26 protein-coding genes are annotated in these 22,432 nt (G+C 67.4%); 9 read left to right on the forward strand and 17 right to left on the reverse strand.

The annotated features are described in order from the left end of the window. Positions 1 to 15: 15 nt before the first annotated feature. Entirely contained in the window at positions 16 to 1,158 is a 1,143-nt protein-coding gene (locus FHT36_RS01660) for an AI-2E family transporter (protein ID WP_169120561.1), read from the reverse strand. A gap of 244 nt (positions 1,159 to 1,402) precedes the next feature. On the opposite strand from FHT36_RS01660, the gene FHT36_RS01665 reads away from it, so the two are divergent. Next, positions 1,403 to 1,594 (forward strand): hypothetical protein, encoded by a 192-nt coding sequence (locus tag FHT36_RS01665; RefSeq protein WP_024279109.1) that lies wholly within the window; start codon positions 1,403 to 1,405, stop codon positions 1,592 to 1,594. Between the two features lie 103 nt (positions 1,595 to 1,697). Here the strand turns inward: FHT36_RS01665 and FHT36_RS01670 are convergent, their stop codons facing one another. Next, entirely contained in the window at positions 1,698 to 2,495 is a 798-nt protein-coding gene (locus tag FHT36_RS01670) for a hypothetical protein (RefSeq protein ID WP_169120563.1), read from the reverse strand. Between the two features lie 185 nt (positions 2,496 to 2,680). Between FHT36_RS01670 and FHT36_RS01675 the strand changes: the two genes are divergently transcribed. Together FHT36_RS01675 and FHT36_RS01680 are read left to right on the forward strand one after the other, a co-directional pair. Further along, entirely contained in the window at positions 2,681 to 3,004 is a 324-nt protein-coding gene (locus tag FHT36_RS01675) for a hypothetical protein (protein ID WP_169120565.1), read from the forward strand. Between the two features lie 190 nt (positions 3,005 to 3,194). Further along, positions 3,195 to 3,545 carry a cupin domain-containing protein gene (locus FHT36_RS01680; protein ID WP_169120567.1) on the forward strand — a complete coding sequence of 117 codons (351 nt, stop codon included), beginning with the start codon at positions 3,195 to 3,197 and terminating at the stop codon, positions 3,543 to 3,545. An 81-nt stretch (positions 3,546 to 3,626) separates the two neighbouring features. Here FHT36_RS01680 and rpsI read toward each other — a convergent pair whose 3' ends face one another. The 3 genes from rpsI to FHT36_RS01695 all read right to left on the reverse strand — a co-directional run bounded on the left by rpsI (position 3,627) and on the right by FHT36_RS01695 (position 5,208). Further along, positions 3,627 to 4,106: a 30S ribosomal protein S9 gene (gene rpsI, locus FHT36_RS01685; RefSeq protein WP_038193505.1), complete on the reverse strand. Its 480-nt coding sequence runs from the start codon at positions 4,104 to 4,106 to the stop codon at positions 3,627 to 3,629. A 1-nt stretch (position 4,107) separates the two neighbouring features. Continuing rightward, positions 4,108 to 4,569, reverse strand: coding sequence for a 50S ribosomal protein L13 (gene rplM, locus FHT36_RS01690; protein ID WP_168457757.1), 462 nt, complete (start codon positions 4,567 to 4,569; stop codon positions 4,108 to 4,110). A 198-nt stretch (positions 4,570 to 4,767) separates the two neighbouring features. Then, complete coding sequence (locus FHT36_RS01695; protein WP_407077056.1) at positions 4,768 to 5,208, reverse strand: PaaI family thioesterase; 441 nt, start codon at positions 5,206 to 5,208, stop codon at positions 4,768 to 4,770. A gap of 105 nt (positions 5,209 to 5,313) precedes the next feature. Here FHT36_RS01695 and FHT36_RS01700 point away from each other — a divergent pair, with 105 nt between their 5' ends. From FHT36_RS01700 to FHT36_RS01710, 3 genes are all read left to right on the forward strand, one after another. After that, on the forward strand, positions 5,314 to 6,135 hold the full coding sequence (locus FHT36_RS01700; protein ID WP_169120569.1) for an enoyl-CoA hydratase: 822 nt from the start codon (positions 5,314 to 5,316) through the stop codon (positions 6,133 to 6,135). Between the two features lie 53 nt (positions 6,136 to 6,188). Further along, on the forward strand, positions 6,189 to 7,259 hold the full coding sequence (locus tag FHT36_RS01705; RefSeq protein WP_169120571.1) for a rhomboid family intramembrane serine protease: 1,071 nt from the start codon (positions 6,189 to 6,191) through the stop codon (positions 7,257 to 7,259). Positions 7,260 to 7,343: 84 nt separating this feature from the next. After that, on the forward strand, positions 7,344 to 8,813 hold the full coding sequence (locus tag FHT36_RS01710) for a hypothetical protein (protein WP_169120573.1): 1,470 nt from the start codon (positions 7,344 to 7,346) through the stop codon (positions 8,811 to 8,813). A 124-nt stretch (positions 8,814 to 8,937) separates the two neighbouring features. Here FHT36_RS01710 and FHT36_RS01715 read toward each other — a convergent pair whose 3' ends face one another. Further along, positions 8,938 to 9,150 carry a DUF2842 domain-containing protein gene (locus tag FHT36_RS01715; RefSeq protein ID WP_169120575.1) on the reverse strand — a complete coding sequence of 71 codons (213 nt, stop codon included), beginning with the start codon at positions 9,148 to 9,150 and terminating at the stop codon, positions 8,938 to 8,940. A gap of 144 nt (positions 9,151 to 9,294) precedes the next feature. On the opposite strand from FHT36_RS01715, the gene FHT36_RS01720 reads away from it, so the two are divergent. Beyond that, the gene (locus tag FHT36_RS01720; protein WP_169120577.1) at positions 9,295 to 10,377 is read left to right on the forward strand and encodes a COX15/CtaA family protein; all 1,083 of its coding nucleotides are present in this window, start codon (positions 9,295 to 9,297) and stop codon (positions 10,375 to 10,377) included. Here FHT36_RS01720 and FHT36_RS01725 read toward each other — a convergent pair. After that, positions 10,374 to 11,069, reverse strand: coding sequence for an LrgB family protein (locus tag FHT36_RS01725; RefSeq protein ID WP_169120579.1), 696 nt, complete (start codon positions 11,067 to 11,069; stop codon positions 10,374 to 10,376). The genes FHT36_RS01720 and FHT36_RS01725 overlap by 4 nt on opposite strands. Beyond that, complete coding sequence (locus FHT36_RS01730; protein ID WP_169120581.1) at positions 11,056 to 11,496, reverse strand: CidA/LrgA family protein; 441 nt, start codon at positions 11,494 to 11,496, stop codon at positions 11,056 to 11,058. Before FHT36_RS01730 ends, FHT36_RS01725 begins: the two co-directional genes overlap by 14 nt. A gap of 97 nt (positions 11,497 to 11,593) precedes the next feature. On the opposite strand from FHT36_RS01730, the gene FHT36_RS01735 reads away from it, so the two are divergent. Beyond that, complete coding sequence (locus tag FHT36_RS01735) at positions 11,594 to 12,493, forward strand: LysR family transcriptional regulator (RefSeq protein ID WP_169120583.1); 900 nt, start codon at positions 11,594 to 11,596, stop codon at positions 12,491 to 12,493. Between the two features lie 56 nt (positions 12,494 to 12,549). On the opposite strand, the gene FHT36_RS01740 is transcribed toward FHT36_RS01735, so the two are convergent. The 3 genes from FHT36_RS01740 to FHT36_RS01750 form a co-directional block, all read right to left on the reverse strand. Then, complete coding sequence (locus FHT36_RS01740; protein WP_169120585.1) at positions 12,550 to 13,854, reverse strand: O-acetylhomoserine aminocarboxypropyltransferase; 1,305 nt, start codon at positions 13,852 to 13,854, stop codon at positions 12,550 to 12,552. A gap of 71 nt (positions 13,855 to 13,925) precedes the next feature. Continuing rightward, positions 13,926 to 14,465, reverse strand: a complete 540-nt coding sequence (locus FHT36_RS01745; protein WP_169120587.1) for a CoA-binding protein — start codon at positions 14,463 to 14,465, stop codon at positions 13,926 to 13,928. 17 nt (positions 14,466 to 14,482) lie between these two features. Further along, on the reverse strand, positions 14,483 to 15,259 hold the full coding sequence (locus FHT36_RS01750) for a TatD family hydrolase (protein WP_169120589.1): 777 nt from the start codon (positions 15,257 to 15,259) through the stop codon (positions 14,483 to 14,485). A 166-nt stretch (positions 15,260 to 15,425) separates the two neighbouring features. Between FHT36_RS01750 and FHT36_RS01755 the strand changes: the two genes are divergently transcribed. Next, positions 15,426 to 16,007 (forward strand): biotin transporter BioY, encoded by a 582-nt coding sequence (locus FHT36_RS01755; RefSeq protein WP_169120591.1) that lies wholly within the window; start codon positions 15,426 to 15,428, stop codon positions 16,005 to 16,007. A 9-nt stretch (positions 16,008 to 16,016) separates the two neighbouring features. Here the strand turns inward: FHT36_RS01755 and FHT36_RS01760 are convergent, their stop codons facing one another. From FHT36_RS01760 to FHT36_RS01785, 6 genes are all read right to left on the reverse strand, one after another. Then, the gene (locus tag FHT36_RS01760; RefSeq protein WP_169120593.1) at positions 16,017 to 16,526 is read right to left on the reverse strand and encodes a hypothetical protein; all 510 of its coding nucleotides are present in this window, start codon (positions 16,524 to 16,526) and stop codon (positions 16,017 to 16,019) included. Positions 16,527 to 16,618: 92 nt separating this feature from the next. Then, positions 16,619 to 18,172, reverse strand: coding sequence for a methionine--tRNA ligase (metG, locus tag FHT36_RS01765; RefSeq protein ID WP_169120595.1), 1,554 nt, complete (start codon positions 18,170 to 18,172; stop codon positions 16,619 to 16,621). Between the two features lie 44 nt (positions 18,173 to 18,216). Beyond that, positions 18,217 to 19,248, reverse strand: coding sequence for a DNA polymerase III subunit delta' (locus FHT36_RS01770; protein ID WP_024279130.1), 1,032 nt, complete (start codon positions 19,246 to 19,248; stop codon positions 18,217 to 18,219). Next, positions 19,245 to 19,907 carry a dTMP kinase gene (gene tmk / locus FHT36_RS01775; protein WP_169120597.1) on the reverse strand — a complete coding sequence of 221 codons (663 nt, stop codon included), beginning with the start codon at positions 19,905 to 19,907 and terminating at the stop codon, positions 19,245 to 19,247. Before tmk ends, FHT36_RS01770 begins: the two co-directional genes overlap by 4 nt. Beyond that, entirely contained in the window at positions 19,904 to 21,142 is a 1,239-nt protein-coding gene (locus FHT36_RS01780; RefSeq protein ID WP_169120599.1) for a D-alanyl-D-alanine carboxypeptidase family protein, read from the reverse strand. Before FHT36_RS01780 ends, tmk begins: the two co-directional genes overlap by 4 nt. Positions 21,143 to 21,311: 169 nt before the next feature. After that, entirely contained in the window at positions 21,312 to 22,172 is an 861-nt protein-coding gene (locus tag FHT36_RS01785; protein WP_169120601.1) for a septal ring lytic transglycosylase RlpA family protein, read from the reverse strand. Positions 22,173 to 22,432 lie beyond the last annotated feature (260 nt).

Genomic DNA, 22,432 nt, shown 5'->3' on the forward strand with positions numbered 1-22,432 from the left:
AAAATTTCGCGATTTTTATTCCGCCGCGGGCCTCTCGGTCCGGCGCTCCTCCACATCGAGGGCGCGCGCGGGTTCCGCTTCCAGCCAGTGCAGGATGAGCGTGTAGCCCAGCGCCAGCACCACCGGGCCGACGAACAGGCCCAATACCCCGGAGGACAGAAGCCCGCCGATCGCGCCGATGAAGACCACCAGCATGGGCACGTCCACGCCCCGCCCGAGCATGATGGGACGCAGAACGTGCTCGATGAGCGAGACGCCGGCGCACCACACGGCGAAGATCACCGCGGGCATCGGATCGAGCAGGGTGAAGGCATAGATCGCCACCGGTACCAGGACGATGGCCAGCGGCAGCTGCACGATGGCGATGATGAGGCAGAGCAGGGCCAACAGGCCCGCCGCCGGAATGTCCGCAGCGAGGAATCCGAGCCCCGCCAGGAGCGACTGGATCAGCGCGACGCCGATGATGCCCTTGCTGACACTCCGGATGGTGCGCACCGCGAGGTCGGCGTAGCCCAGCCCTCCCGAGCCGGCGAGGCGGGTAACCACATCGCCGGCGATGCGCTGGCCGCTGGTCGCATTGGCCATCAGGACCGCGGCCACGAAGATGGCGACGACGAATTCGAGTATCCCGAGCAGCACGCCGGTCGCCGACCCCAGCATCCACTTGCCGGCCCATGTCAGCTCGGACGCGACCGAGCTGATCGCCTGGTCAAGGTTGGTCGAGGCGAGCATCCAGAAGCTGTAGAGCGGTTCCCCGACCAAAAACCAGCCGCGGACGGCGTCCGGCGGGGGCGGCAGGCGTAGCGTGCCGTCGGCCATGTGGTGAGCCAGAAGCTTCAGGCTGTTGACGAGGGTATCGGCCAGCAGCATCGCCGGCAGCACCAGCAGTGTCAGCGCCAGAACCACGAAAAGCGTCGCCGCCGTCGCCGTCCGTCCGTTGAGCGCCGCGCACAGGCGGATGAACAGCGGGTGGGAGGCGATGGCGATGATGAGCCCCCAGAGAATGGAGGTCAGGAACGGCTGGACGATGGTGAAGCACCAGCCGAACAGCAATGCCAGCGTGCCGAACCGCAGCGCCAGCTGAAGTACGGGGCCGAACGTTTCGCTGCCGTCCCGGATCGGGGGCCGGTCCTGACGCCTCTCGTGGGGTCGTTCCATGATCCCGTCCGGATGGACTCTCCCTGCCACAGAACCCACTCCAACCTACCTTGAGAGAACCCCTTATGCGCCAGGCTTGCAACGGCATCCAGCCGGCATTTGCCCGTGGGTGTCGCGGAAGGGCATGGGGTCAGGCGGATGGCCGCTCCCGCATGGCAGGACGATTGCATCGTGCGCTCCGGGTCACGGCCTGCCTGTTTTGGCCGTAGCCCCTGAAGCAACAAGGATAAGGCGAGGACACAGCATGTCCGACCACAAGGTCACGGTCGAGCAACTGCCGAGCGGCAAATGGGCGTGTTTTCTTCACGTGGAAGGACACGACGAACCCATCAATCTCGGGCGGGAGTTCAAGAACGACGAGCAGGCGGAGAACTGGCTCAACGTGTCGGAATCCGTCACTGCCATCGAGATGATGCTGCGGAAGGTCAAGAAGTAGGACCTTCCGACGACGACAAGCCGACGCCCGGCTTGGCTCGAAGGCGACAGGGCTGTCGCGGTTCACACAGCCTGTCGGGGCGCGAGCGTGCAATCCGCCGGCTTCACTTGGTGCAGCCGGCGGACGCGGAAATGTTCTCGGGCGTGCCCCAATCGTTCTGGGGCAGGTTCTCATAGGGCGGGCCGAACTCCTGCTTGATCATGGTGAAGGCGGACGGCAGCTCGCTCTCCTGGTCGAAATCGATGATCCAGAAATAGTCGTAGGTGTCGCCGGGCCAATCGTCCGGCACCTTGATGCCGGCGAGGTCCATGAGGTCGAAGAGGGTGGTCTCCTTGGTCGGGATCACCATGCCCGGATGCTTCTCCTGCATCTTCGCCCGCTGCTTCGGCGTCAGCTCGATGTCGAGGCGACGGCGGGCGATATGGTCATGCTCCCAGTCCATGATGAGCGTGCCGCCCGCCCATTCAGGCTTGGTGAACACGTCGTGGACAGCCTGCCGATTGCGCTCCGCGAGCTTGTCCTGGCGGATGATGAGCTTGCCGTCCACCATCTCCGGCATCACCGAATAGAAGATGACCGGTTGCTGCCACGAATCGGCGACCGGATAGATAGTTTCCAGCGTGTGCAGCGAGAGGCCGAGGATCGCGGTCGGCGCTTGCCCGGGCTGCAGGAGCGACTTCTTGGCGTTCTTTCCGAGGTAGTAATCCACCAAGGCGCGGGCACGCTCCTGGCCGATGCTGCAGAGCTGGAGCGGCCCGCCCTTCTCTCCGTGCCGCAGGAGAATGACCCGCGCCGGAACAGCGGCCGCAGGCAGCGCCGTCAGAAGGCTCGTGGAAAACACGGCCGCGAGCGCGAGGCTGCCAGCCAAGACCGTCCGTTTGAGGGAATTGATCGTCCGCATCACCGCCTCTCCCATTACGGCGAAGCTAGCCGAGTCCCCTGCTGTTCGCCAATGCGACGGGGTGCCGGACCCTGCGCGCCACAAGCCCAGTTCGAGCCCCTTCACACGCCGCCTCGAACATGCTTCAAGGCGGCAGCCGGGAGATTTTGGGGTCCGGCGGGATGCGGGGCGCTGCAATGGCAGAGATGAGCTTGGGGACGAATGGGCTGGCGGGCGGCGTGTTGCTCGCGCTCATCGCCATGGCCGGCGTCCAGGCGGTGGCCCAGAGCTCCCAGCAGCGCATCGTGGTGACGCCCCGCGTCATCCAGCTGCCTGTCATCCCCCAGGGCAATTATCTCGATCCCGGCCCCGGCCCTGCCATTCGTCCCGACGTCAAGATCGGCGACGATCGCAACGACGACTACGTGTTCCCGCCCGACCTCACCGGCGGCTACGGCTCCGGCCCTCCCGGCGACCCGACCAACAATGGTCAGTGGAGCCCGCTGGATGGCGACACTCCGAGCTTCTGACGCGGATTGCGATTTTTGAGACGATGGCCGGGCCTCAACCCGGCCATTTCCGTTTGCGCGGCCAGAGCGGCTCGTCGGCCGCCGGGTTTGACGACGAGGGACGGCGCCACGTATCCCTGAGGCAGAAGGCTGCATCGGCAGCCTCCGGCGGCAACTCAAGCCGCACGGCATGTGCTTCAGGGAGCCGCCCATGACCGCCGGGCCCAACTACATGATCTCGCGCCTCGACGAGCTTCCCGCCGTGCCCTGCCCCTGCGGCTTCGCACGCCGCGCATTCGGGACGGACGACAACAAGCTGGCGACCGTGCACCTCACCGACATCACCGAGGATGCGCGGGTGCACTACCACAAGCACATGACCGAGATTTACGTGATCCTCGAAGGCGAAGGGGAGATGGAGCTCGATGGCGCGCGCGTGCCGGTCTCGCCGCTCACGTCCATCTTCATCAAGCCCGGATGCCGGCACCGCGCCATCGGCCGCATGCGGATCCTGAACATTCCCATCCCGGCCTTCGACCCCGACGACGAATGGTTCGACTGAGCTGGACCGCAAGGCCAAAAAGAAAGCGGCGGGGACTGGCCCCGCCGCTCTCGAAAATCCTCGAACCGTGTCTTGAAGCGATCAGCGCTTCGAGAACTGGAACGAACGGCGGGCCTTGGCGCGGCCGTACTTCTTGCGCTCGACGACGCGGCTGTCGCGGGTCAGGAAGCCGCCCTTCTTGAGGGGGCTGCGCAGCTCGGGCTCGTAATAGGTGAGCGCCTTGGAGAGGCCGTGACGCAGGGCGCCGGCCTGGCCGGACAGACCGCCGCCGGAAACGGTGGCGACCACGTCGTACTGGCCTTCGCGAGCGGCGACCTGGAACGGCTGGTTGATCATCAGGCGCAGCACGGGACGGGCGAAATACACCTCGATGTCCCGGTCATTGACGGTGATCTTGCCGGTGCCGGGGCGAACCCACACGCGGGCCACGGCGTCCTTGCGCTTGCCGGTGGCATAGGCGCGGCCGAACTTGTCCAGCTTCTGGACATGCACGGGGGCTTCGGGCTGGGCCGAGACGGTCGCTGCGCCGAGAGCGTCGAGGGACTGGAGAACCTCGGCCATGTCAGTTCCTCACGTTCTTGCGGTTGAGAGCCGCCACGTCGAGGGCGACCGGCTGCTGGGCCTCGTGCGGGTGGGCAGGGCCCTTGTAGACGCGCAGGTTGCCCATGATCTTGCGGCCGAGCGGGCCGCGGGCGAGCATGCGCTCCACCGCCTTCTCGATGACGCGCTCCGGGAAGCGCCCCTCGAGAATGAACTTCGCGGTGCGCTCCTTGATGCCGCCCGCATAGCCGGTGTGATGGTAGTAGACCTTCTGGTCCTTCTTGCGGCCCGTGAACACCGCCTTCTCGGCGTTGACCACGACGACATTGTCGCCGCAATCCACGTGGGGGGTGTAGATGGGCAGGTGCTTGCCCTTCAGGCGCATGGCGATGATGGTCGCGAGACGGCCGACAACGAGGCCGCTGGCGTCGATCACCACCCACTTCTTCTCGATTTCGGCGGGTTTGGCCGAATACGTCTTCATGGGTTCGTTCCGAATGAGAAGTCGGACGGCCCAGCCCATGAGGACCGAGCGGCGTCCGACGATGGCGTGCTTCTAGAGGAGCATCGCCCGCACGTCAACGCACCGATGGCGCAAAAACTATAGCAAAAACAGTCGTTTATAAAAATGGTGCGATAACACCACTAAAATTCATACGTTTTCGCATTGCCTTGGCGGCGATCAGGCCTTCGGCCGGTCCGGGATCGAATAGGTCGCGACGCAATGGGCCACCAGTTCATCGTCCCCCGGCCCACGAATACCCACTTCGCCCACAGCGAGGCGCTTGCCCAGCTTGATGATGCGGGCATCGCCGAAGAGCGGACCCGGCGCGGGCTTGCGCAGGAAGTTGATGGAGAGGTTCGTCGTAACGGCCAGCGCCACCGGCCCGATCTGCGCGAGCAGCGCCACATAAACTGCTACATCCGCCAGCGCCATCATGGCGGGCCCGGAGATGGTGCCGCCCGGCCGCAGATGGCTCTCGTCGGCATCGAGGCGCACCGTCGCGGTTTTCAGCCCGACGCGCTCCACATGGTGCGCGCGGCCCGGCCCGAAGGCCTGCGGGAACTCGGCCGCGAGGAAGGTCTCCAGCTCCTTCACCGTCATCACCGCATCGCGCGCCACAGTCATCCCGTCTGTTCCCCTTCCCTGCCCCGGCTCGCGCCGGCCGCCGCTTGTGAATAGGATAGCGGCCGGAACGTCAAATCCGGAAACACCAAGGGAAACACCGTGCCCGCAACTGCCGCCGTGAACGCCTCGCTCCCCGCCCCGGTCAGCCGCTCAGATGATGCGGGCGTGGTGACGCTCACCCTGTCGCGGCCGGCCCAGCGCAATTCCCTCTCCGAGGCGATGATGGCGGCGCTCACGGCGGCGCTGGGTGAGGTGGCGGCAGATTCGTCCGCCCGCGCCGTGGTGCTCGCGGCGGAGGGGCCGGTCTATTCCGCCGGGCATGACCTGAAGGAAATCCAGTCCCATCGTGCCGACCCGGACCGCGGCCGCACCTATTTCGAGGATGTGCTGAAGCGCTGCGCCACGCTGATGACGGCCATCGTCCGCCTGCCCCAGCCGGTGATCGCCGCCGTCGAGGGCATGGCCACGGCTGCCGGTTGCCAGTTGGTGGCGAGCTGCGACCTCGCCGTCGCCGGCGAAAAGGCCCGGTTCTGCACGCCCGGCGTCAATATCGGCCTGTTCTGCCACACGCCCATGGTGGCGCTGTCGCGCAACCTCTCGCGCAAGCACGCCATGGAAATGCTGCTGCTCGGCGACTGGACCGAGGCGGACGACGCTTTGCGCATGGGCCTCGTCAACCGCGTCGTGCCGGCCGGCGAAGCGCTAGCAAGCGCGCAGGCCCTCGCCCGCAAGATCGCGGACAAGTCGCAGGTGCCGGTGAAGCTCGGCAAGGCCGCCTTCTATGCGCAGGTCGAGATGGGCCTCGACGATGCCTACGCCTACGCCTCCCGCGTCATGGCGGAGAACATGCTGGCCCGCGATGCGGACGAAGGCATCTCGGCGGTACTCGCCAAGCGTGCAGCCGTGTGGGAAGACAGGTAGACACCTGCTGCGGCTACGCTTCGGCGACGCACGTTCCAAAGCGGAGGGCCCATATGCACGGGCAGAAGCAAGGCTTTTTCGAACAGCCTCACGCCGCCACCTATCTGCTGATCACCGTGAACATCGCCATCTTCGGCATGATGGCTCTTCGGACCGGTGCCGCGGCACCGGGCGGGCGGGACTTGTGGCAGGCTGGGGCGCTCTATCCCTTGGTACTGCTTCGCAGCGAGTACTGGCGGCTGGTCGCACATGGCTTCCTCCACGCGAACCCCATGCATCTCTTCACGAACATGCTGTGCCTTGCCCTTTGGGGCGGCCATCTCGAACGTCGGGTGGGCGCCACGTATTTCTTGGTGATCTACACCATCGCACTGCTCGCGGGCGGGCTTGTCAGCCTCGCCACGCACCACGGTCCCTATCTATCCGTTGGAGCATCGGGAGCGGTGTCGGGGGTGCTCGGAGCGCTGTTCTGCCTCTGGATTCTCGGAAAAATCGAGCTTTCGGCGAGCTTCTTCCTCATCAACATCGGCCTCAACATAACCTTGTCGTTAAGCACGCGGGGAATCGACTGGGGCGCGCATCTCGGCGGGTTCACCGGCGGACTGATTGCCTGCGCCCTCATCGATCTGGTCGAGCGGGCCAATGCGCGGGTCTTCGCCTGCAAGTTCCCCGAGGGGCTCAAGCTCAACGTGATGATTCTGGCTGTCGTCGCACCTACGAGCGCGGCCCTGTTTGCATCGTCACTGCCGGCCACGCCGGGGGCCTGTGCGCTGGCCGCGGGCATCGTCCTTCTGGCCGTGGTTCTCTTCGCAAAAGCGATCGATCTCGTCCTGATGCGCCAGCACGGACTGGCAATCGCAGCGGCGATGCTCGCATTGCTCAACTCCGCGGCCATGTTCGCCGGCCTCGATCGGCTTGCGCAGCCGATCTGCGCGACGCCCGGCCGTGCCCCGGCGATTGCAGCACTCTGCAGCCACGCCGGTCTCCTGCCGACGCTCGGGGCGGCCGTCATGCTCGCCTTGTCGCTTGGCCTCTCGGCCCGCACCATCGCCAAAGGCGTTACGGATGTCGGGTTCGTCGCACCCAGCCTCAGGGGAGAACGACGCCGGCGCCTCGGCCTGTGACCGGCATTTACACTCCATAAACCATGATCTGGCTCTCTGGATGAGACTGGCGCGTCTTGCGTCCGAGTCGCGGGAGGGCCGCGCATGTCTCAGCTGGAGACGACGCACCTTGGAATGACGCAGGCCGACACGGCGGGTCCCGATGTCGGGCTCCAGCGTGCGCGGCTGGCGTGGCGGCCGGGCATCTGGCAGGCCGCGTGGATCCTCTTCGCGCTCATTGCGCTCGCCAGTTTCCTGCCGCTGCGCTTTTCCGCCACCACCACCCTCGCCTTTGAGGTCGGCACCCAGCCGCCCGCTGGCGCCATGCGCGGCGTGGCGCAGATGCTGGGCTCCCGGGAACTGGCCTATGACGCCGTGCGCCAATTGCCGGACGACGACGTGCGCCGCATCGCCGCCGGCGGGCTGACGGGATGGCTGGGCATCACCCGCGCAGGAACCGAAGGGCGATCCGACAGCGTTGCCGCAGCCTGGCGCCTCATGGAAAATCTTGAAGTCGCCCCGACCCAGGGCGGGCGTGCGCTGCGCCTCACCGTCTCCGCCGCGACACCCGGCCTCGCCGTTCGGGTGGCCGACGCCTATGTTTCCGCCTTCCTCTCCCTAGATCGCGCAACGCGCGAGGGGCAGGACGAACCTTCCATGCTGCCGACACCGCGCCGGGGCGAACCCGGACGGGCCTCGTTCATCCCCGAGCCTCCCGGCCCGCTCGCCCTCGGGCTGCTCGCGGCTGCGGCCGCCCTGCTCATCATCGCGCGGCGCACGGTCAACCGCCCCGCCGAAGCGGAAGGCGTGGTGGATGGCGCCGTTCTCCCAGTTGAGCTGAACGACAGCCATCGCATCACCTGGATCGGCGGTCCCGAAGGCGCCGGTCTCGATGCCGATGCGGCGGTCGACCGCCTGGCCGCGCACCTGGCATCCCCCTGCGGCAAGGCGCGCCTGATTCTTCTCACCTCCGACGATTTGCCCGAGGCGTCCGCCACCTGCGCGGTCTCCCTGGCCCGTCGCCTGTCCGAGGATGCCGGGGTCGCTCTGGTGGCATTGGACGGCAGCGCCGAGAGCCTTGCCGCCCTCGTTTCTGACCCATGGGCGCCGGGAATGAGCGAGCTGTTGTTCGGGGTCGCGGGCTTTGGCGAGACCATCCATCGCGACGCCCGCTCGCGGGCCCACGTGATCCCGCCCGGCCGGGACGTGCTGTCCGGCTCCGCCGTGGTGGGCGCCGAACGGCTCGCTTTGGTGCTGGAAGCCCTCAAGCGGACTTATGACTATGTGGTGGTCGCCGCCCCCAGCCTGTCGGCTGCCCGTGGCGGCCGGCGCATCGCCGGGCTTGATCCGCTTGTCGTCTGCCTCAATGCCGACGATGCCCCGCCGACAGCCGCCGTCGAAACGTTCGACGCTCTCGCGGACAAGAAATTCGGCCGGGTGGTGATGCTCTGCCTTGCCTCCGGCCGGGCCGAGGAAGAGGCGCCGGAGAGCGAGGATCACCTCGCCGTGCCCTCCCTGGAGCCCCAGGAAATGGAACCGCCCCTGCTGCCGGAACGGCTCGCCGGCGCCGCCTGATCTCACCCTAACGATTGCCCGAAAAGGCCCGGCCCCAGCCGGGCTTTTTTGCGTTCCGGACTCGATCACGCATCGATCACAGCTCGTGTGAAGAATGAGGATATCCGGCCAATATGATGTGCCATCAGGCCTTTTTATCCGGTCTTTCCATCCAGCGAATGATGAGCGCGGCCGGCAGCACCCACAGGCTGCCAAGGAGCACGTAGCACACCGTCTGCAACGCCCAGTGCAGTTCGGTTACCCGGCCCTGCGCCAGCGCCATGGCCATCAGCGCCCAGAACACGACCAGCACCAGCATCAGGACGGTACCGACAAGCTTGCGCAGGCGTTGTGGCATTCGCGATCACTCCCTTGCCGCGCGGAGGCCTGCATGCCGAAGCGGCATGCGGCACCCGCTCCCTTGCGCGGCACACAGGCTCTCTATAACGGATCGATCCGGAGGGGCCACGCAGCAAGACCGCGCACGCGGAGCCGGAATCTCATGTCGCACGCCGAAGCCGTTACCCTGATCGCCGACCGTCCCCGCCCCGGGATCAAGGCCGTCCGCCTCTGGCTCTATTTCGTCGCGGCGCTGATCGTGGCCATGGTCGTCGTGGGCGGCGCGACGCGCCTCACCGAATCCGGCCTCTCCATCACCGAATGGAAGCCTGTCACCGGCGCCCTGCCACCTATGTCACAGGGCGACTGGCAGGCGGAGTTCGACCGCTACAAGGCCATTCCCCAGTACGAGATCCTGAACAAGGGCATGGGGCTGGAGGCGTTCAAGCGCATCTATTGGTGGGAATGGGGCCACCGGCTGCTCGGCCGGGTCATCGGCTTCGCCTTCTTCCTGCCCTTCCTCTATTTCGCCTTCCGCGGCGTGCTGCGCGGATCGCTACTGGCCAAGTGCCTCGGCCTGTTCGCCCTCGGCGGGCTGCAGGGCGCCGTCGGCTGGTGGATGGTGGCGTCGGGCCTCACGGAGCGGGTCTCCGTCAGCCAGTATCGCCTTGCGGTCCATCTCACCCTCGCCTGCGTGATCCTCGCCGCCATCGTCGCCGTTGCGCGATCGCTCGCCGGCGAGGGGCGGCAGACGGTGAACGGCCGGGTACGGCTGACGGCACGCATGCTGGTCGCTCTCGTGCTGGTGCAGATCTTCGCCGGCGGACTGGTGGCCGGGCTCGACGCCGGCATGGCCTACAACACCTGGCCGCTCATGGACGGCCACTTCATCCCCGCCGCCGAGCAGCTCGGCGCCATGTCGCCCTTCTGGCGCAACCTGTTCGAGAATGCGCTGACGGTGCAGTTCGATCACCGCATGGTGGCCTACGCCCTCTGGGCGCTGGCGCTCGTCCACGCGCTCGATTGCATGCGTGGCGGCGGGCGGGCGGCGAAGCGGGCGTGGGTTCTGTTCGCTCTGGTGACGGCGCAGGCGACGCTGGGCATCCTGACGCTGATCCATCAGGTGCCCATCGACATCGCCCTGGCCCATCAGTTCGGGGCGACCATCGTCCTGATCTTCGCCGTGGTGCATGTGAGCGGCCTCGGTGCTCCCAAGGCCGCCAAGGCCGTGACCGCGGCCGCCTAGACCAGCGCCGCCACGAGCGGCGCGATCATCACGTTGAACAGGCCCGCCAGCACCATCACGAGACCGGCGATGGAGCCTTCCTCCCCGCCGATCTGGTGCGCCCGGGCAACGCCGGCTCCGTGGGCGCCCATGCCGAACAGGGCGCCGCGGGCCAGCGAAGAGCGCAGCGGCATCACCTTCAGCACCACCTCGCCCAGCGCCGCACCGCAGATGCCGGTGAGGATGACGAACACGGCGGTGAGGTCCGGCACGCCGCCGATGTCGCTGGAAACCGCCATCGCGAAGGGGGTGGAGGTCGACCGCGGCATCAGACTGAGGCCGATGGAATCGCTCAGTCCCAGAAGATGCGCGAGGGCCAGCGCCGTCCCCATGGCGAGGGTGCTGCCCACCGCGACGCCGACCAGCAGCACCGGCCAGTAGCGGCGGATGAGCGCGCGCTGCTCATAGATGGGAATGGCGAAGGCCACCGTCGCCGGCCCCATCATCAGCAGCAGCCAGCGGGTGCCGGCGATGTACTCGCCATATCCGGCGTGCAGGCTGAGCGCCACGGCACCGACGCCGATGGGCGTCAGCAGAAGCGGCGAGGTCCACCAGAACCGCCAGCGCCGGCCGATGGCCCGCGCGGCGAGATAGGAGCCGATGGTAACGGTCGACCAGAACAGCGTCGCGAACAGTGGATTATGCATCCACATGGCGCGCCTCCCGCGACAGGCGCTGGGTCCAGCGCCAGCACAGATCGACGGCGAGCGCGGTGCCGCCCATTACGGTGACCGTGCCGAGCAGGATCACCGCCGCGATCTTCAGGCCATCAAGGCCGATGAGTTCCTTGTGATCGAGCACGGCCATGACGGCGGGCACGAAGAACAGCAGCATTTCCGCCAGCAGCCAGGACGCCCCGCGCCGCACGCTGGCCGGACGCAGCCAGCCGCTCGCCAGGAGGGCGAGCACGACCACCATGCCGACGATGCCACCGGGCACCGGCAGCTTCACCAGCCGCACCACGCCTTCGCCCGCCATCCAGAAGCCGGCGAGCACGCCGAGCTGAACCAGCATGCTGCGGTGCAGCGCGAGGCGGGCGGTACGGAGCAAGTGATTGAGGGCAGAGCGATTCTGGGTCATGGCTGGCACCTCCAGTGCCGATGCCAGTAAGATAGTATGCATCGCAACATGATGAAAATGAATTGAATGCATAAAGACCATTCCATATAGGCATGATATGGAACTTCGTACGCTCAGGGCTTTCGTCGAGGTGGTGCGGCAGGGCGGCTTCTCGCCGGCCGCCAAGGTCCTCAATGCCACCCAACCCACGGTCTCCAAGGCCGTGAAGCAGCTGGAAGACGAACTCGGCGTGCCGCTGCTCGATCGCATCGGCCATCGCAGCCAACTCACGGCCGCGGGCGAGATCGTCTACCGCCGCGCTTTGACTTTGCTGGCCGAGCGCGAGGGTGTCGTCGCCGAGTTGGAGGATCTCAGGGGCCTCAGGCGCGGGAGCCTGCGGCTCGGCCTGCCGCCGCTCGGCGCGAGCACGCTGTTTGCGCCCTTGTTCGCGGTCTTCCGCTCCCGCTATCCGGGCATCGAAATCCGCCTCACCGAGCATGGCTCGAAGCGGCTGGAGGAGATGCTGCTGGAGGGCGAAGTGGAGCTGGCCGGCTCCCTGCTGCCCGCCAAGGATGGCTTCGACGGACAGGCCGTGCGCTGCGAGCCGCTTATGGCCGTTCTGCCGGTGAGCCATCCGCTGGCGGGACGGGACCGGGTGACGATCGCCGACCTCGCCGACTTCCCCTTCATCCTGTTCGAGGGCGGTTTCGCGCTGAACCAGGTTCTGGAGGACGCCTGCGCCCGCAACGGCTTCTCGCCTCAGGTGGCGGCGCGCAGCGGGCAGATCGACTTCATCGTGGAGATTGCGGGCGCGGGGCTGGGCGTCGCCTTCCTGCCCAAGACCATCGCGTACCAGCGCCGGACGCCGGCGGTGCGCCTGTCGGAACTCGCCGAGCCGGGCACCGAGTGGCACATGGCCATCGTCTGGCGAAAGGGCAGCTATCTCTCCCACGCCGCCCGCGCCTGGCTGGAGCTGACGCGGGAAGTCTATGGCGACGGCGGAAGTCCGTCCGGCTGAACCTCATCGCCCTATGAAAGCCGCGCGGGCTCTAGGGAGCCCGCGCGGATGGAAGATCAGATCTTCGCCAGCGCCTGATCGAGGTCGCCGATGATATCCGCCGCGTCCTCGATGCCGATGGACAGGCGCACCACTTCCGGCCCGGCACCCGCCGCCGTCTTGCCCTCGTCGGTCAGCTGGCGATGGGTCGTGGAGGCGGGATGGATGATGAGCGAGCGCGTGTCGCCGATATTGGCGAGGTGCGAGAACAGCTCGACGTTCGACACCAGCTTCACGCCGGCCTCATAGCCGCCCTTGAGGCCGAAGGTGAACACCGCGCCAGCGCCCTTGGGCAGGTATTTCTGCGCCAGAGCGTGATACTTGTCGGTCGCGAGGCCCGGATAGCTCACCCAGGACACCTTGGGGTGCGCGGCAAGCCACTGCGCCACCTTCAGCGCATTCTCGCTGTGCCGCTGCATGCGCAGGGCCAGCGTCTCGATGCCGGTGAGGATCAGGAAGGCGTTGAAGGGCGAGAGCGCCGGCCCGAGGTCGCGCAGGCCGAGCACGCGGGCGGCGATCGCGAAGGCGAAATTGCCGAAGGTCTCGTGCAGCACCATGCCGGAATATTCCGGCCGCGGCTCGCTCAGGAACGGGTAGCGGCCCGAGGCCGACCAGTCGAACGTTCCCGCGTCCACGATCACGCCGCCAATGGAATTGCCGTGGCCACCCAGGAACTTGGTGGCCGAATGCACGACGATGTCCGCGCCGTCCTTGATGGGCTGCCAGAGGTAGGGCGTCGCCAGCGTATTGTCGACGATGAGCGGCACACCCGCCTTCTTGGCGATGGCGGAGATGGCGGCGACATCGGTCACTACGCCGCCCGGATTGGCGATGGATTCGATGAAGATCGCCTTGGTCTTCGGCGTCACCGCCCGCTCGAACGAGGACACATCGTCCGGGTCCGCCCACACTACGTTCCAGCCGAAGCTCTTGAAGGCGTGGGAGAACTGGTTGATGGAGCCGCCGTAGAGCTTGCGCGAGGCGATGAACTCGTCACCCGGCGTCAGCAGCGTGTGGAACACCAGATGCTGGGCCGCATGGCCGGACGCGACCGCAAGGGCCGCCGTGCCGCCCTCCAGCGCCGCGACGCGCTCTTCCAGCACCGCATTGGTGGGGTTGGTGATGCGGGTATAGATGTTGCCGAATGCCTGCAGGCCAAACAGGGAGGCCGCATGGTCCACGTCGTCGAAGACGAACGAGGTGGTCTGGTAGATCGGCGTCGCCCGCGCGCCGGTCGTGGGATCGGGCTGGGCACCGGCGTGGATCGCGAGGGTCGCGAAGCCCGGCTCGCGGGGGGCTGCGGGGGTTTTGTCGTCGGACATGGGCGCTTTCTCCGTCAGTGCCAACCTTCTATGCCGGCGGGCTTCGATAGATAATTCCGTACTTCTACCGATTAGATTGATTTCGGTCCACGCGGTGCGATGGAAAGCCGCTGCACCCCGCTGCCCAGCCGCTGCGGACGGCGGGACGAGATGGTGCGGGAATTGACGCCGGTCCATCCGATCTCGCCGGAAAGGCGGCCATACTCGATCTTGGGGCAGCGGTTCATCACTACCTTGAGCCCGGCGGCCTCGGCGCGGGCGGCGGCCTCGTCGTTGCGCACGCCGAGCTGCGTCCACAGCACCTTGGGCAGGGGATCGAGCGCCAGCACCTCGTCGAGAACGGCGGGCACATGCTCGGGCGCGCGGAACACATCCACCATGTCGATGGCCTCAGGCACATCCTTCAGCGACGCGACGAAGGTGAGTCCCACCACGGTCTTGCCCGCCTGCCCCGGATTGACCGGATAGACGCGATAGCCCCGCTCGGACAGATACTTCATCACGAAATAGGACGGCCGCGCCGCATTGGCGCTGGCGCCGACGATGGCGATCGTCTTCACCTCGGAGAGGAGGGAGCGGATATAGGCGTCGTCGTAGCGATCGTGGTTCACCGCGTCTCCTCCCTCGTTCAGCGCCCGGCCTTGGAAAACAAGGTGTAGAAATTCCGGGTGGTTGCGGCGGCGAAGGTCTCGAAGGGCTCGCCCCGCGCCTCGGCCAGCACCTTCGCCGTCTCGCGCACGAAGGAGGGCTCGTTGCGCTTGCCGCGATGGGGCGTGGGCGCGAGGAACGGGGAATCGGTTTCCACCAGGATGCGGTCCGCCGGCACGTCGCAGGCGATGGCGCGCAGATCCTCGCTCTTCTTGAAGGTCACGACGCCGGAGAAGGAGATGTAGCCCCCCAGCGCCAGCGCCCGGCGGGCGAGATCGGGGCCGGCGGTGAAGCAGTGGAGCAGGAAGGGAAAGGCGCCTTTGGCGCTCTCTTCTTCCAGAATGGCGGCGACATCCTCGTCCGCCTCGCGGGCGTGGATCACCAGCGGCAGGCCGGTCTCGCGCGACGCTGCAATGTGCGTGCGGAAGCCATGCTCCTGCGCCTCGCGCGGGCCGAGGTCGTAGTGATAGTCCAGCCCCACCTCGCCGATGGCCACCACCTTGGGATGGCGGGAGAGGTCCACCAGGTCCTTCACCGTGACGTCGGTTTCCTCGCCCGCCTGATGGGGGTGGGTGCCCACCGAGCAGCTCACGCTGTCGAACCGCTCCGCGATGGCGGCGATCTCGTTGAAGCGCCGCACCCGCGTGGAAATGGTGACGAGATGGGAGACGCCAGCCGCCTCGGCGCGGGCCACCACGTCCGGCAGCTCGGCGGCGAAATCGGGGAAATCGAGATGGCAGTGGCTGTCGACGAGCATGATGATCCTACGGACGTTCCGCGCTTCACATAAGCGCATCGGCCCTCCCCGTCGAGGCGCCGGGCCATGCGTCGCACGCGCGGCCGGGCCTTGCCGGACGGCTCCGGCAAAGGTATCGCGGGGGCCGACGCGGGCCGGGCCGGCTCGTCCCATGGCGAGACTTTTCATGTTCAAGACCCAGTCCCCGTTCCGCCCCGCTTTGGCTCGGCTCGCTGATGCGTCCAACGTCTGGGCGATTGCCTTGCTCGTCGTGGGCGTGGCCCTGCTGGCCTGGAGCGCCCAGCTGTCCATCCCCATCCAGCCCGTGCCGATCACGCTGCAGAGCTATGTGCTCATCTCGCTGGCGGCCCTCATGGGCTGGCAATTCGGCGGGCTCACCGTCGGGATCTATCTCCTCGCCGGATTGATGGGACTGCCGGTGTTCTCGGGCGGTCGGAGCGGGCTCGCCATGCTCACCGGCACCTCCGGTGGCTTCATCGTCGGATTTCTGGTGACGACGCTGCTGGTGGGCTGGCTTCAGGAGACCTGGGCGCGGCTGCGCCCGCTGCCGCTGTTCGGCGTTCTCGCCCTCGGCCATCTCGTGCTGATGGTCATGGGGGCCGGCTGGCTCGCGACGAAGATGGGGCCGGTCTTCGCGCTCGAGAAGGGCTTCCTGCCCTTCCTGCCGGGCGCCGCAGTGAAGACCATTGCGGCACTCGCGACCGTCATCGCCGTGGAGCGTCTCGCCGGAACCCCGCGCCAGCGTTGAAAAGCGCGGCTACTGGGCCGAGCTGATCTCTTCCTTCAGCGCGTCCGCGTCGGGGGCGGGCATGGTGATGGGCTGCACGCGCTCGCCGGGGCGGCCGGGATTGGTGACGATGGACGCCTCCAGCGACACCGTGACGTTGCCGCCCGAGGTGTTGAAGATGTAGTCCAGTCGGAAGGCCGCATCCTGGCTCTGGCCGTTGGTGCGCTTCATCGCCTCATCCGGAGGAAGGCGTTTTTCGGCAATGAGTTGGGCCGGCTGGTCCACCGTGATGGTGTATTGCCGGGCGCGGCGGGAGGTGGCGATGCGGGCGCGCACCAGGGTGGCGTCGGCGCCGGCGAGCTTCACCTCGATGCGCGGAACGGCGGGGCCTTCCGGCACCGGCGGCGGCATCTCCGTGGGCATGGCCGGGGGGACGGGATCATAGTTGGGAGAAGGCGCCGGAGCGCGGTCGTAGCTGCTGGAGCAGCCGGCCAGTGCCAGCGCCACCGCGGCCGCCGAAACCCATCTCACGCCCGTCATTCCCACCGCTCCAGTTCCCCCAGCCCCGCGTGCTGTAAACTACAAAACCCTAGCAAGGTTAAGAAATTTCCGGTGCCAACCCATGTTTGCCCTCAGGTGGCGGCTTCCGGCTCCACATAGCGCGGGAACACGCCGGCGGGGGTCGGAAGCTCGAACCCGGCGGGCAGGCGGAAGGCCGGATCGAGCCGGTCGAAACCCCGCTCCCCGGCTGGAATCGCCACCAGATCCAACAACTTGGCGGCACTCTCCGGCATCACCGGCTGGACCAGGATGCCTACCTGCCGGATCACCTCGGCGGTCACCCAGAGCACCGTCTCCATGCGGGCGGGATCGGTCTTGCGCAGGGCCCAGGGGGCCTGGGCAGCGAAGTAGCGGTTGGCTTCCGCGACCACGGCCCAAACTGCGTTAAGATACAAATGGATAGCCTGCGCCTCCATGGCCTCGCGGCTCTTTGCGAGCATCCCGTCGGCGAGGGCGAGCATGGCCTCGTCCTCCGGCGAGAGCGGACCGGGGGTCGGCACCAAGCCATTGAGATTCTTGGAAATCATCGACAGTGACCGCTGGGCGAGGTTGCCCAGATCGTTGGCGAGGTCGGCATTCATGCGGTTGACGATGGCCTCGTGGCTGTAGGAGCCATCCTGGCCGAACGCGACCTCCCGCAGGAAGAAATATCGAATGGCATCAACGCCATAGGTGGCGGCAAGGTCGAACGGGTCGATGACGTTGCCCACCGACTTGGACATCTTCTCTCCGCGATTGAAGAGAAAGCCATGTCCGAACACGCGTTTCGGCGCTTCCAGCCCCGCGGACCAGAGAAATGCCGGCCAGTACACTGCGTGGAAACGAATGATGTCCTTGCCGATGACATGCACGTCCGCCGGCCAGTACTTCGCGAAGTCGCCGTCCACGTTCGGATACCCGAGCGCGGTGATATAGTTCGTCAGCGCATCCACCCACACATACATGATGTGCTTGTCGTCGCCGGGCACCGGAATGCCCCAGTCGAAGGTGGTGCGGGAGATGGAGAGGTCCTGAAGGCCACCTGACACGAAGCTGACAACCTCGTTTCGGCGGGTGTCAGGGCCTATAAACCCCGGGTTTTCGGCATAGTAAGTGAGGAGTCGGTCCTGATAGGCCGAGAGCCGGAAGAAGTAGCTCTCCTCCTCCACCCATTCCACGGGCGTACCCTGTGGGCCGAGCCGAACACCGGCGTCGTTCAGCGTTGTCTCGTCTTCCGCGTAATAGGCTTCATCCCGCACCGAATACCAGCCGGCATACGTGGATTTATAGATATCACCGTTCGCCGCCATTTTTTCCCAGATGGCCTGCGTGGAAATCTTGTGCCGCGCCTCGGTGGTGCGGATGAAGTCGTCGTTGGAGAGGTTGAATGTCTCCACCATCGCCTGGAAGCGGGGGACGTTGCGCTCCAGCAGCTCGCGCGGGGTCAGGCCGGCCTTCTGGGCCGTCTGCAGCATCTTGATGCCGTGCTCGTCCGTACCGGTGAGGAAGCGCACGTCATAGCCGTCCAGCCGCTTGAACCGCGCGATGCAGTCGGTCGCGATGGCCTCGTAGGCGTGGCCCATATGGGGCACGCCATTGGGATAGGCGATGGCGGTGGTGATGTAGAACGGCGGCTTGACGGACATCGAAAGGCTCGGACGATTTCCCCGATCCCCGTGGCGGGACGGCTTCAGCGCACGGCTTCGGCCAGATCGGCAAAGATGCGGAACACCAGCGCCTTGCGATCGAGATTGAAGACATCCGCCTCGGTCGCGCTGCGCCGCACCTTCTCCCACACCTCGCCGAGGCGGACAAGGCGATGACGGGGCACGTCCGCGTGCGTGGCCTGCGCCGCCACATAGTCGCTCACCGCCTCCACGAATAGGTCGAGCCCGTCCGCCCGGTCGCCCTGGAGCCGGGTGCCCAGCGCGTGCAGGTCCTCCGGCCGGGGGCGCGGCAGCTGGTCCAGCGCCTTGAGGGTGGCGAGGCGCACCTCCATCCCCTCCCCCCGCGCCAGCGTCAAAGCGCGGCGCACGCTGCCGCCGGAAGCCTGCGCGGCGGCCGGAAGCTCGGCGGCGTTGAGGTCGCCGATCTCGGTGGAGAGATGATCCAGCGCCGCCAGCACGTCGCCCTCCCCCAGCGCCCGCAGCCGCAGCAGGCGCGAGCGCGAGCGGATGGTGGCCAGCACCTTGCCGGGGGCGTGGGTGATGAGCAGGAACAACGCGCGCGGCGGCGGTTCCTCCAGCGTCTTCAGCAAGGCATTGGCACCGAAGGCGTTTAGCTCGTCCACCGCATCGACGATGCACACCCGCCAGCCGCCAGCCGCCGCCGTGGCACCGAAGAAGCTGCGCACCCGGCGCACCATCTCGGCCGGGATGATGGTGGGGATCTTCTCCTCCCCCGCCTCCGGCGCCCGGCGCAGCACGAGCATGTCGGGATGGCTCATGGAGGCCACCTGCCGGAACACCGGATGGCTCGGTGACAGGCTCAGATCATGGGCGCCCGGCTCCGGCCCGCCGGCCAGCACCACGCGGGCGAGGCGATAGGCCAATGTCGCCTTGCCGATGCCCTCCGGCCCGCCGATGAGTAGGGCATGGGGCAGGCGCCCGGCGCGGAAGTCGCCCAGCAGGTCCGCTTCCACCGCCGCATGGCCGAACAGGCGGTCCTGCTCGCGCGGATGCGGCGCACCCGGCAGCACGTCGCCAGCGATCTCCGTGCTCATGCGCCCGCGCTCGAGATTTCGTAGGCGCCCAGCCCGAGGCGGGCCGCCACCACATCGGCGATGGCGGCCGCGACCGCATCCGCATCCGCCGAAGCATCGATGAGGGCGCAGCGCGCCGGCTCCGCCGCCGCCCGCGCGAGGAAGGCGGCGCGCACCGCGGCGTGATAATCGCCGCCCTCTTTCTCGAACCGGTCGGCCGCCGCGCCCGCCGCGCGACGGGCGGCACGGGCAAGGCCGATCTCGGGCGGCACGTCCAGCACAAGGGTGAGGTCCGGCCGCACGGTTCCCACGGATAGACCTTCGAGCGAATCGAGAAGGCTCGCGTCCACGGCACCGACCGCGCCCTGATAGACGCGGGTAGAATCGATGAAGCGGTCACACACGACGATCTTGCCCGCCGCCAGTGCCGGAGCGATCAGCCCGGCCACATGGTCCGCCCGCGCGGCGGCGAACAACAGCGCCTCCGCTGCAGGCCCGAGAGGCTCGGCCGCCCCGGAGAGGATGACATGGCGCAGCGCCTCCGCCCCGGGCGTGCCGCCGGGCTCGCGCGTCTCCACCACCTCGCGGCCAAGGGCGCGCAGATGCTGCGCCAGACGCCGCGCCTGGGTGGACTTGCCCGTGCCTTCCCCGCCTTCGAGGGTGATGAAACGTCCGCTCATTTGCCGACCTTCGCCAGCACCTTCTTGAAGAGATCGCGCACGCCGTCGCCCATCAGCGTCATGCCGCCGTCGAGGGCGCGATCCGTCAGAGAGCCCACGGGCACGTCCTCGGCGGTGTAGAGCGGAATTTCCAACGCCTTCACCTGCCCGCGCGTGACCTGCATGCGGCCAACCTCCGTGCCCTTCGCCACCGGTGCGCGCAGCGGCCCGGTGTAGACCACCTTGGCGGTGATGCGCTCGTTGCCCGAGCGCGGCGTGAGGATGGAAACCGCCCCCTTCGCCACGAGCCCGACCGAGCCCTGCGTGCCGCCGAACACCTGCGCACGGCCGATCTCCTGATCCGCCGTGAAGATCTGCCGCTGGCGGAAGGACTGGAAGCCCCATTCCAGCAGCTTGCGCGTCTCCTCCAGCCGCTCCTTCTCGCTCTTGGCGCCGAGGGTGGCGACGATGAGGCGCTGGCCGTTCTGCACCGCAGAGCCGAGGGCGTGGTAGCCCACATCCTTCACCCAGCCCACCTGAAGGCCATCCGCCCCGATGCCGGCGTCCAGCAGCACGTTCCGATTGCGCTGCTTGATGCGGCTCCACTCGATGTTGGGGCGGGCAAAGACGGGGTAGTAGGTGGGATAGGTGCGGATGATGTGGGCGGCGAGCAGGCCGAGGTCGCGGGCCGTGGAGACCTGGCCGGGATCGGCGAAGCCCGTGGCGTTGTGGAACTCGGAATTCGCCATGCCGATGGCCTTCGCCTCGGCATTCATCATCTGGGAAAACTCGCTCTCGGTGTTGGCGACGCCCTCGGCCAGCGCGATGGCCGCGTCATTGCCCGAGACCACCAGCGCGCCGGCGAGCAACTCACCCACAGGGGCCGGCTTGTTCACCTCAGCGAACATGGCCGCCCCGCCGGAGGGGCCGCCACCCCGCTTCCAGGCGTTCACGCTCACGACGAAGGGGGTGTCGAGGGCGATCTTGCCGGCCTTGAGCTGGGAGAAGACGACATCCGCCGTCATCACCTTCACCAGCGTGCCGGGGGCGAAGCGCTTGTCCGCGTCCTTCTCGTAGAGAATCGTGCCGGTCTCGAAATCGATCAACGCGGCGGCGGGAACCGAGGTCTGGAAGCCCTGCGCCTGTTGGGCAGCGGCGGGCCGGGTCGCGGTCAGCGCGCCAATCAGCGCCAGCGCGACGGCGGGAAGGGCAAGAGCGGCGGCAAGACGGGGGGCGAAGCGGGAGGACACGGACATCTGGCTCCACCGGGATACGGCACGCGGGCAGCGCCGGTCCCGGCCGCAGCGCGGCTTGGGGTCTCGACGTCCCATTCGGCGGGATCATCGCGAAGCGCCGGCTCCGGGTAAAGCCCTCGGGGAATCGAGTTGGGGGGATATCTTCGGCTTGGGGGTGAGCCGGGCCGGCTCAGCGTTCGCCGGGTACGCCCGCAAAGCCGAGGCCGGACACGGGCGCGGCCCCCTGCGACCAGCCCGCGCTGGCCACCACCTGGCCCGAACCGCTCGTCTGGCCAAGATCATAAGGCCGCGACGGCGGCACCGGGGCCTCGTCCGACGGCGGTGCGGAGGCCGCGACCCGGCGCAGGGGCGGGCCTTCCGGCACGAAAGGCTTGGCCGAGGCGACGCGCACCGGCGAGCCCTCGATCAGGTCGGCCGGGCGGCCATCGGTGCGCAGGGTGGAGGCGAGCTTGATGTCGTCGTCGTCGTCCAGCGGCGCGCGGCCGAGATATTCCACGCGCACCTTGGTCATGCCGCGCTGGGCAAAGCCGAGCAGCTCCGCCGTCTTGTAGGAGACGTCGATCAGCCGGTCGCCCACATAGGGCCCGCGATTGTTGATGCGCACCACGATGGAGCGGTCGTTGGAGAGGTTCGTCACCCGCACGTAGGACGGCATGGGCAGCGTCTTGTGGGCGGCGGAGATGGAGCCCATGTCGAAGATCTCGCCATTGGCGGTCTTGCGGCCGTGGAAATCCTTGCCGTACCAGGAGGCCGTGCCCTCGGCCATGTAATTGGGATTCTCGGCCGGCACATAGGTGCGCCCACCGATGGTGTATGGCTTGCCCACCTTGTAGCTGCCACCGCCGCGCGGCACCTGCTCGCCCTCCGCGATCACGCGCGGGCTGGTGGAAACGCCCCAGATGGGATCGATCTTGCTGCCGAGGGATTCGACCGAGCCGCAGCCGGCGATGGCGATGAGCGACGACAGGACCGCCACGGTCCGCACGCCCCGGATGGATGGCGCTGCCCCCACGCCGGTGACGGCGCGCATGAGGTGACCGATCCTGTTCCGCTGCGTCCTCGCCGATCCCATCATCATCCGTGCCCGGTTCCCCGCTTTTGCTGCCGCCGGCAGAGACAGAACGCACACGCCGTGATCGGCATGGACCCCGGCAGATTCCGCCAACAGGGGGTCCAATGACGGCGAAAATGGGGCGCAGCTGCGGCCATGGTTAACAAACGGCAATCTTGCCGCCCATCAGGATACCATAAACGACAGCATCCGGACGACCCGAACCCCGCCCGCACTCC

Source organism: Xanthobacter sp. SG618 (genome assembly GCF_012932745.1).
Lineage (GTDB): Bacteria > Pseudomonadota > Alphaproteobacteria > Rhizobiales > Xanthobacteraceae > Xanthobacter > Xanthobacter flavus.

Excerpts from the sequence above, each read along its gene's own strand:
- rpsI (WP_038193505.1), bottom strand. The coding sequence starts at position 4,106 with ATGGCCGAGGTTCTCCAGTCCCTCGACGCTCTCGGCGCAGCGACCGTC.
- FHT36_RS01735 (WP_169120583.1), top strand. The coding sequence starts at position 11,594 with ATGGAACTTCGTACGCTCAGGGCTTTCGTCGAGGTGGTGCGGCAGGGC.
- FHT36_RS01720 (WP_169120577.1), top strand. The coding sequence starts at position 9,295 with ATGTCGCACGCCGAAGCCGTTACCCTGATCGCCGACCGTCCCCGCCCC.
- FHT36_RS01660 (WP_169120561.1), bottom strand. The coding sequence starts at position 1,158 with ATGGAACGACCCCACGAGAGGCGTCAGGACCGGCCCCCGATCCGGGAC.
- metG (WP_169120595.1), bottom strand. The coding sequence starts at position 18,172 with ATGTCCGTCAAGCCGCCGTTCTACATCACCACCGCCATCGCCTATCCC.
- FHT36_RS01665 (WP_024279109.1), top strand. The coding sequence starts at position 1,403 with ATGTCCGACCACAAGGTCACGGTCGAGCAACTGCCGAGCGGCAAATGG.
- FHT36_RS01760 (WP_169120593.1), bottom strand. The coding sequence starts at position 16,526 with ATGACGGGCGTGAGATGGGTTTCGGCGGCCGCGGTGGCGCTGGCACTG.
- FHT36_RS01705 (WP_169120571.1), top strand. The coding sequence starts at position 6,189 with ATGCACGGGCAGAAGCAAGGCTTTTTCGAACAGCCTCACGCCGCCACC.
- rplM (WP_168457757.1), bottom strand. The coding sequence starts at position 4,569 with ATGAAGACGTATTCGGCCAAACCCGCCGAAATCGAGAAGAAGTGGGTG.
- FHT36_RS01675 (WP_169120565.1), top strand. The coding sequence starts at position 2,681 with ATGAGCTTGGGGACGAATGGGCTGGCGGGCGGCGTGTTGCTCGCGCTC.
- FHT36_RS01740 (WP_169120585.1), bottom strand. The coding sequence starts at position 13,854 with ATGTCCGACGACAAAACCCCCGCAGCCCCCCGCGAGCCGGGCTTCGCG.
- FHT36_RS01715 (WP_169120575.1), bottom strand. The coding sequence starts at position 9,150 with ATGCCACAACGCCTGCGCAAGCTTGTCGGTACCGTCCTGATGCTGGTG.
- FHT36_RS01785 (WP_169120601.1), bottom strand. The coding sequence starts at position 22,172 with ATGCGCGCCGTCACCGGCGTGGGGGCAGCGCCATCCATCCGGGGCGTG.
- FHT36_RS01770 (WP_024279130.1), bottom strand. The coding sequence starts at position 19,248 with ATGAGCACGGAGATCGCTGGCGACGTGCTGCCGGGTGCGCCGCATCCG.
- tmk (WP_169120597.1), bottom strand. The coding sequence starts at position 19,907 with ATGAGCGGACGTTTCATCACCCTCGAAGGCGGGGAAGGCACGGGCAAG.
- FHT36_RS01750 (WP_169120589.1), bottom strand. The coding sequence starts at position 15,259 with ATGCTCGTCGACAGCCACTGCCATCTCGATTTCCCCGATTTCGCCGCC.
- FHT36_RS01725 (WP_169120579.1), bottom strand. The coding sequence starts at position 11,069 with ATGTGGATGCATAATCCACTGTTCGCGACGCTGTTCTGGTCGACCGTT.
- FHT36_RS01730 (WP_169120581.1), bottom strand. The coding sequence starts at position 11,496 with ATGACCCAGAATCGCTCTGCCCTCAATCACTTGCTCCGTACCGCCCGC.
- FHT36_RS01710 (WP_169120573.1), top strand. The coding sequence starts at position 7,344 with ATGTCTCAGCTGGAGACGACGCACCTTGGAATGACGCAGGCCGACACG.
- FHT36_RS01670 (WP_169120563.1), bottom strand. The coding sequence starts at position 2,495 with ATGCGGACGATCAATTCCCTCAAACGGACGGTCTTGGCTGGCAGCCTC.
- FHT36_RS01755 (WP_169120591.1), top strand. The coding sequence starts at position 15,426 with ATGTTCAAGACCCAGTCCCCGTTCCGCCCCGCTTTGGCTCGGCTCGCT.
- FHT36_RS01780 (WP_169120599.1), bottom strand. The coding sequence starts at position 21,142 with ATGTCCGTGTCCTCCCGCTTCGCCCCCCGTCTTGCCGCCGCTCTTGCC.
- FHT36_RS01680 (WP_169120567.1), top strand. The coding sequence starts at position 3,195 with ATGACCGCCGGGCCCAACTACATGATCTCGCGCCTCGACGAGCTTCCC.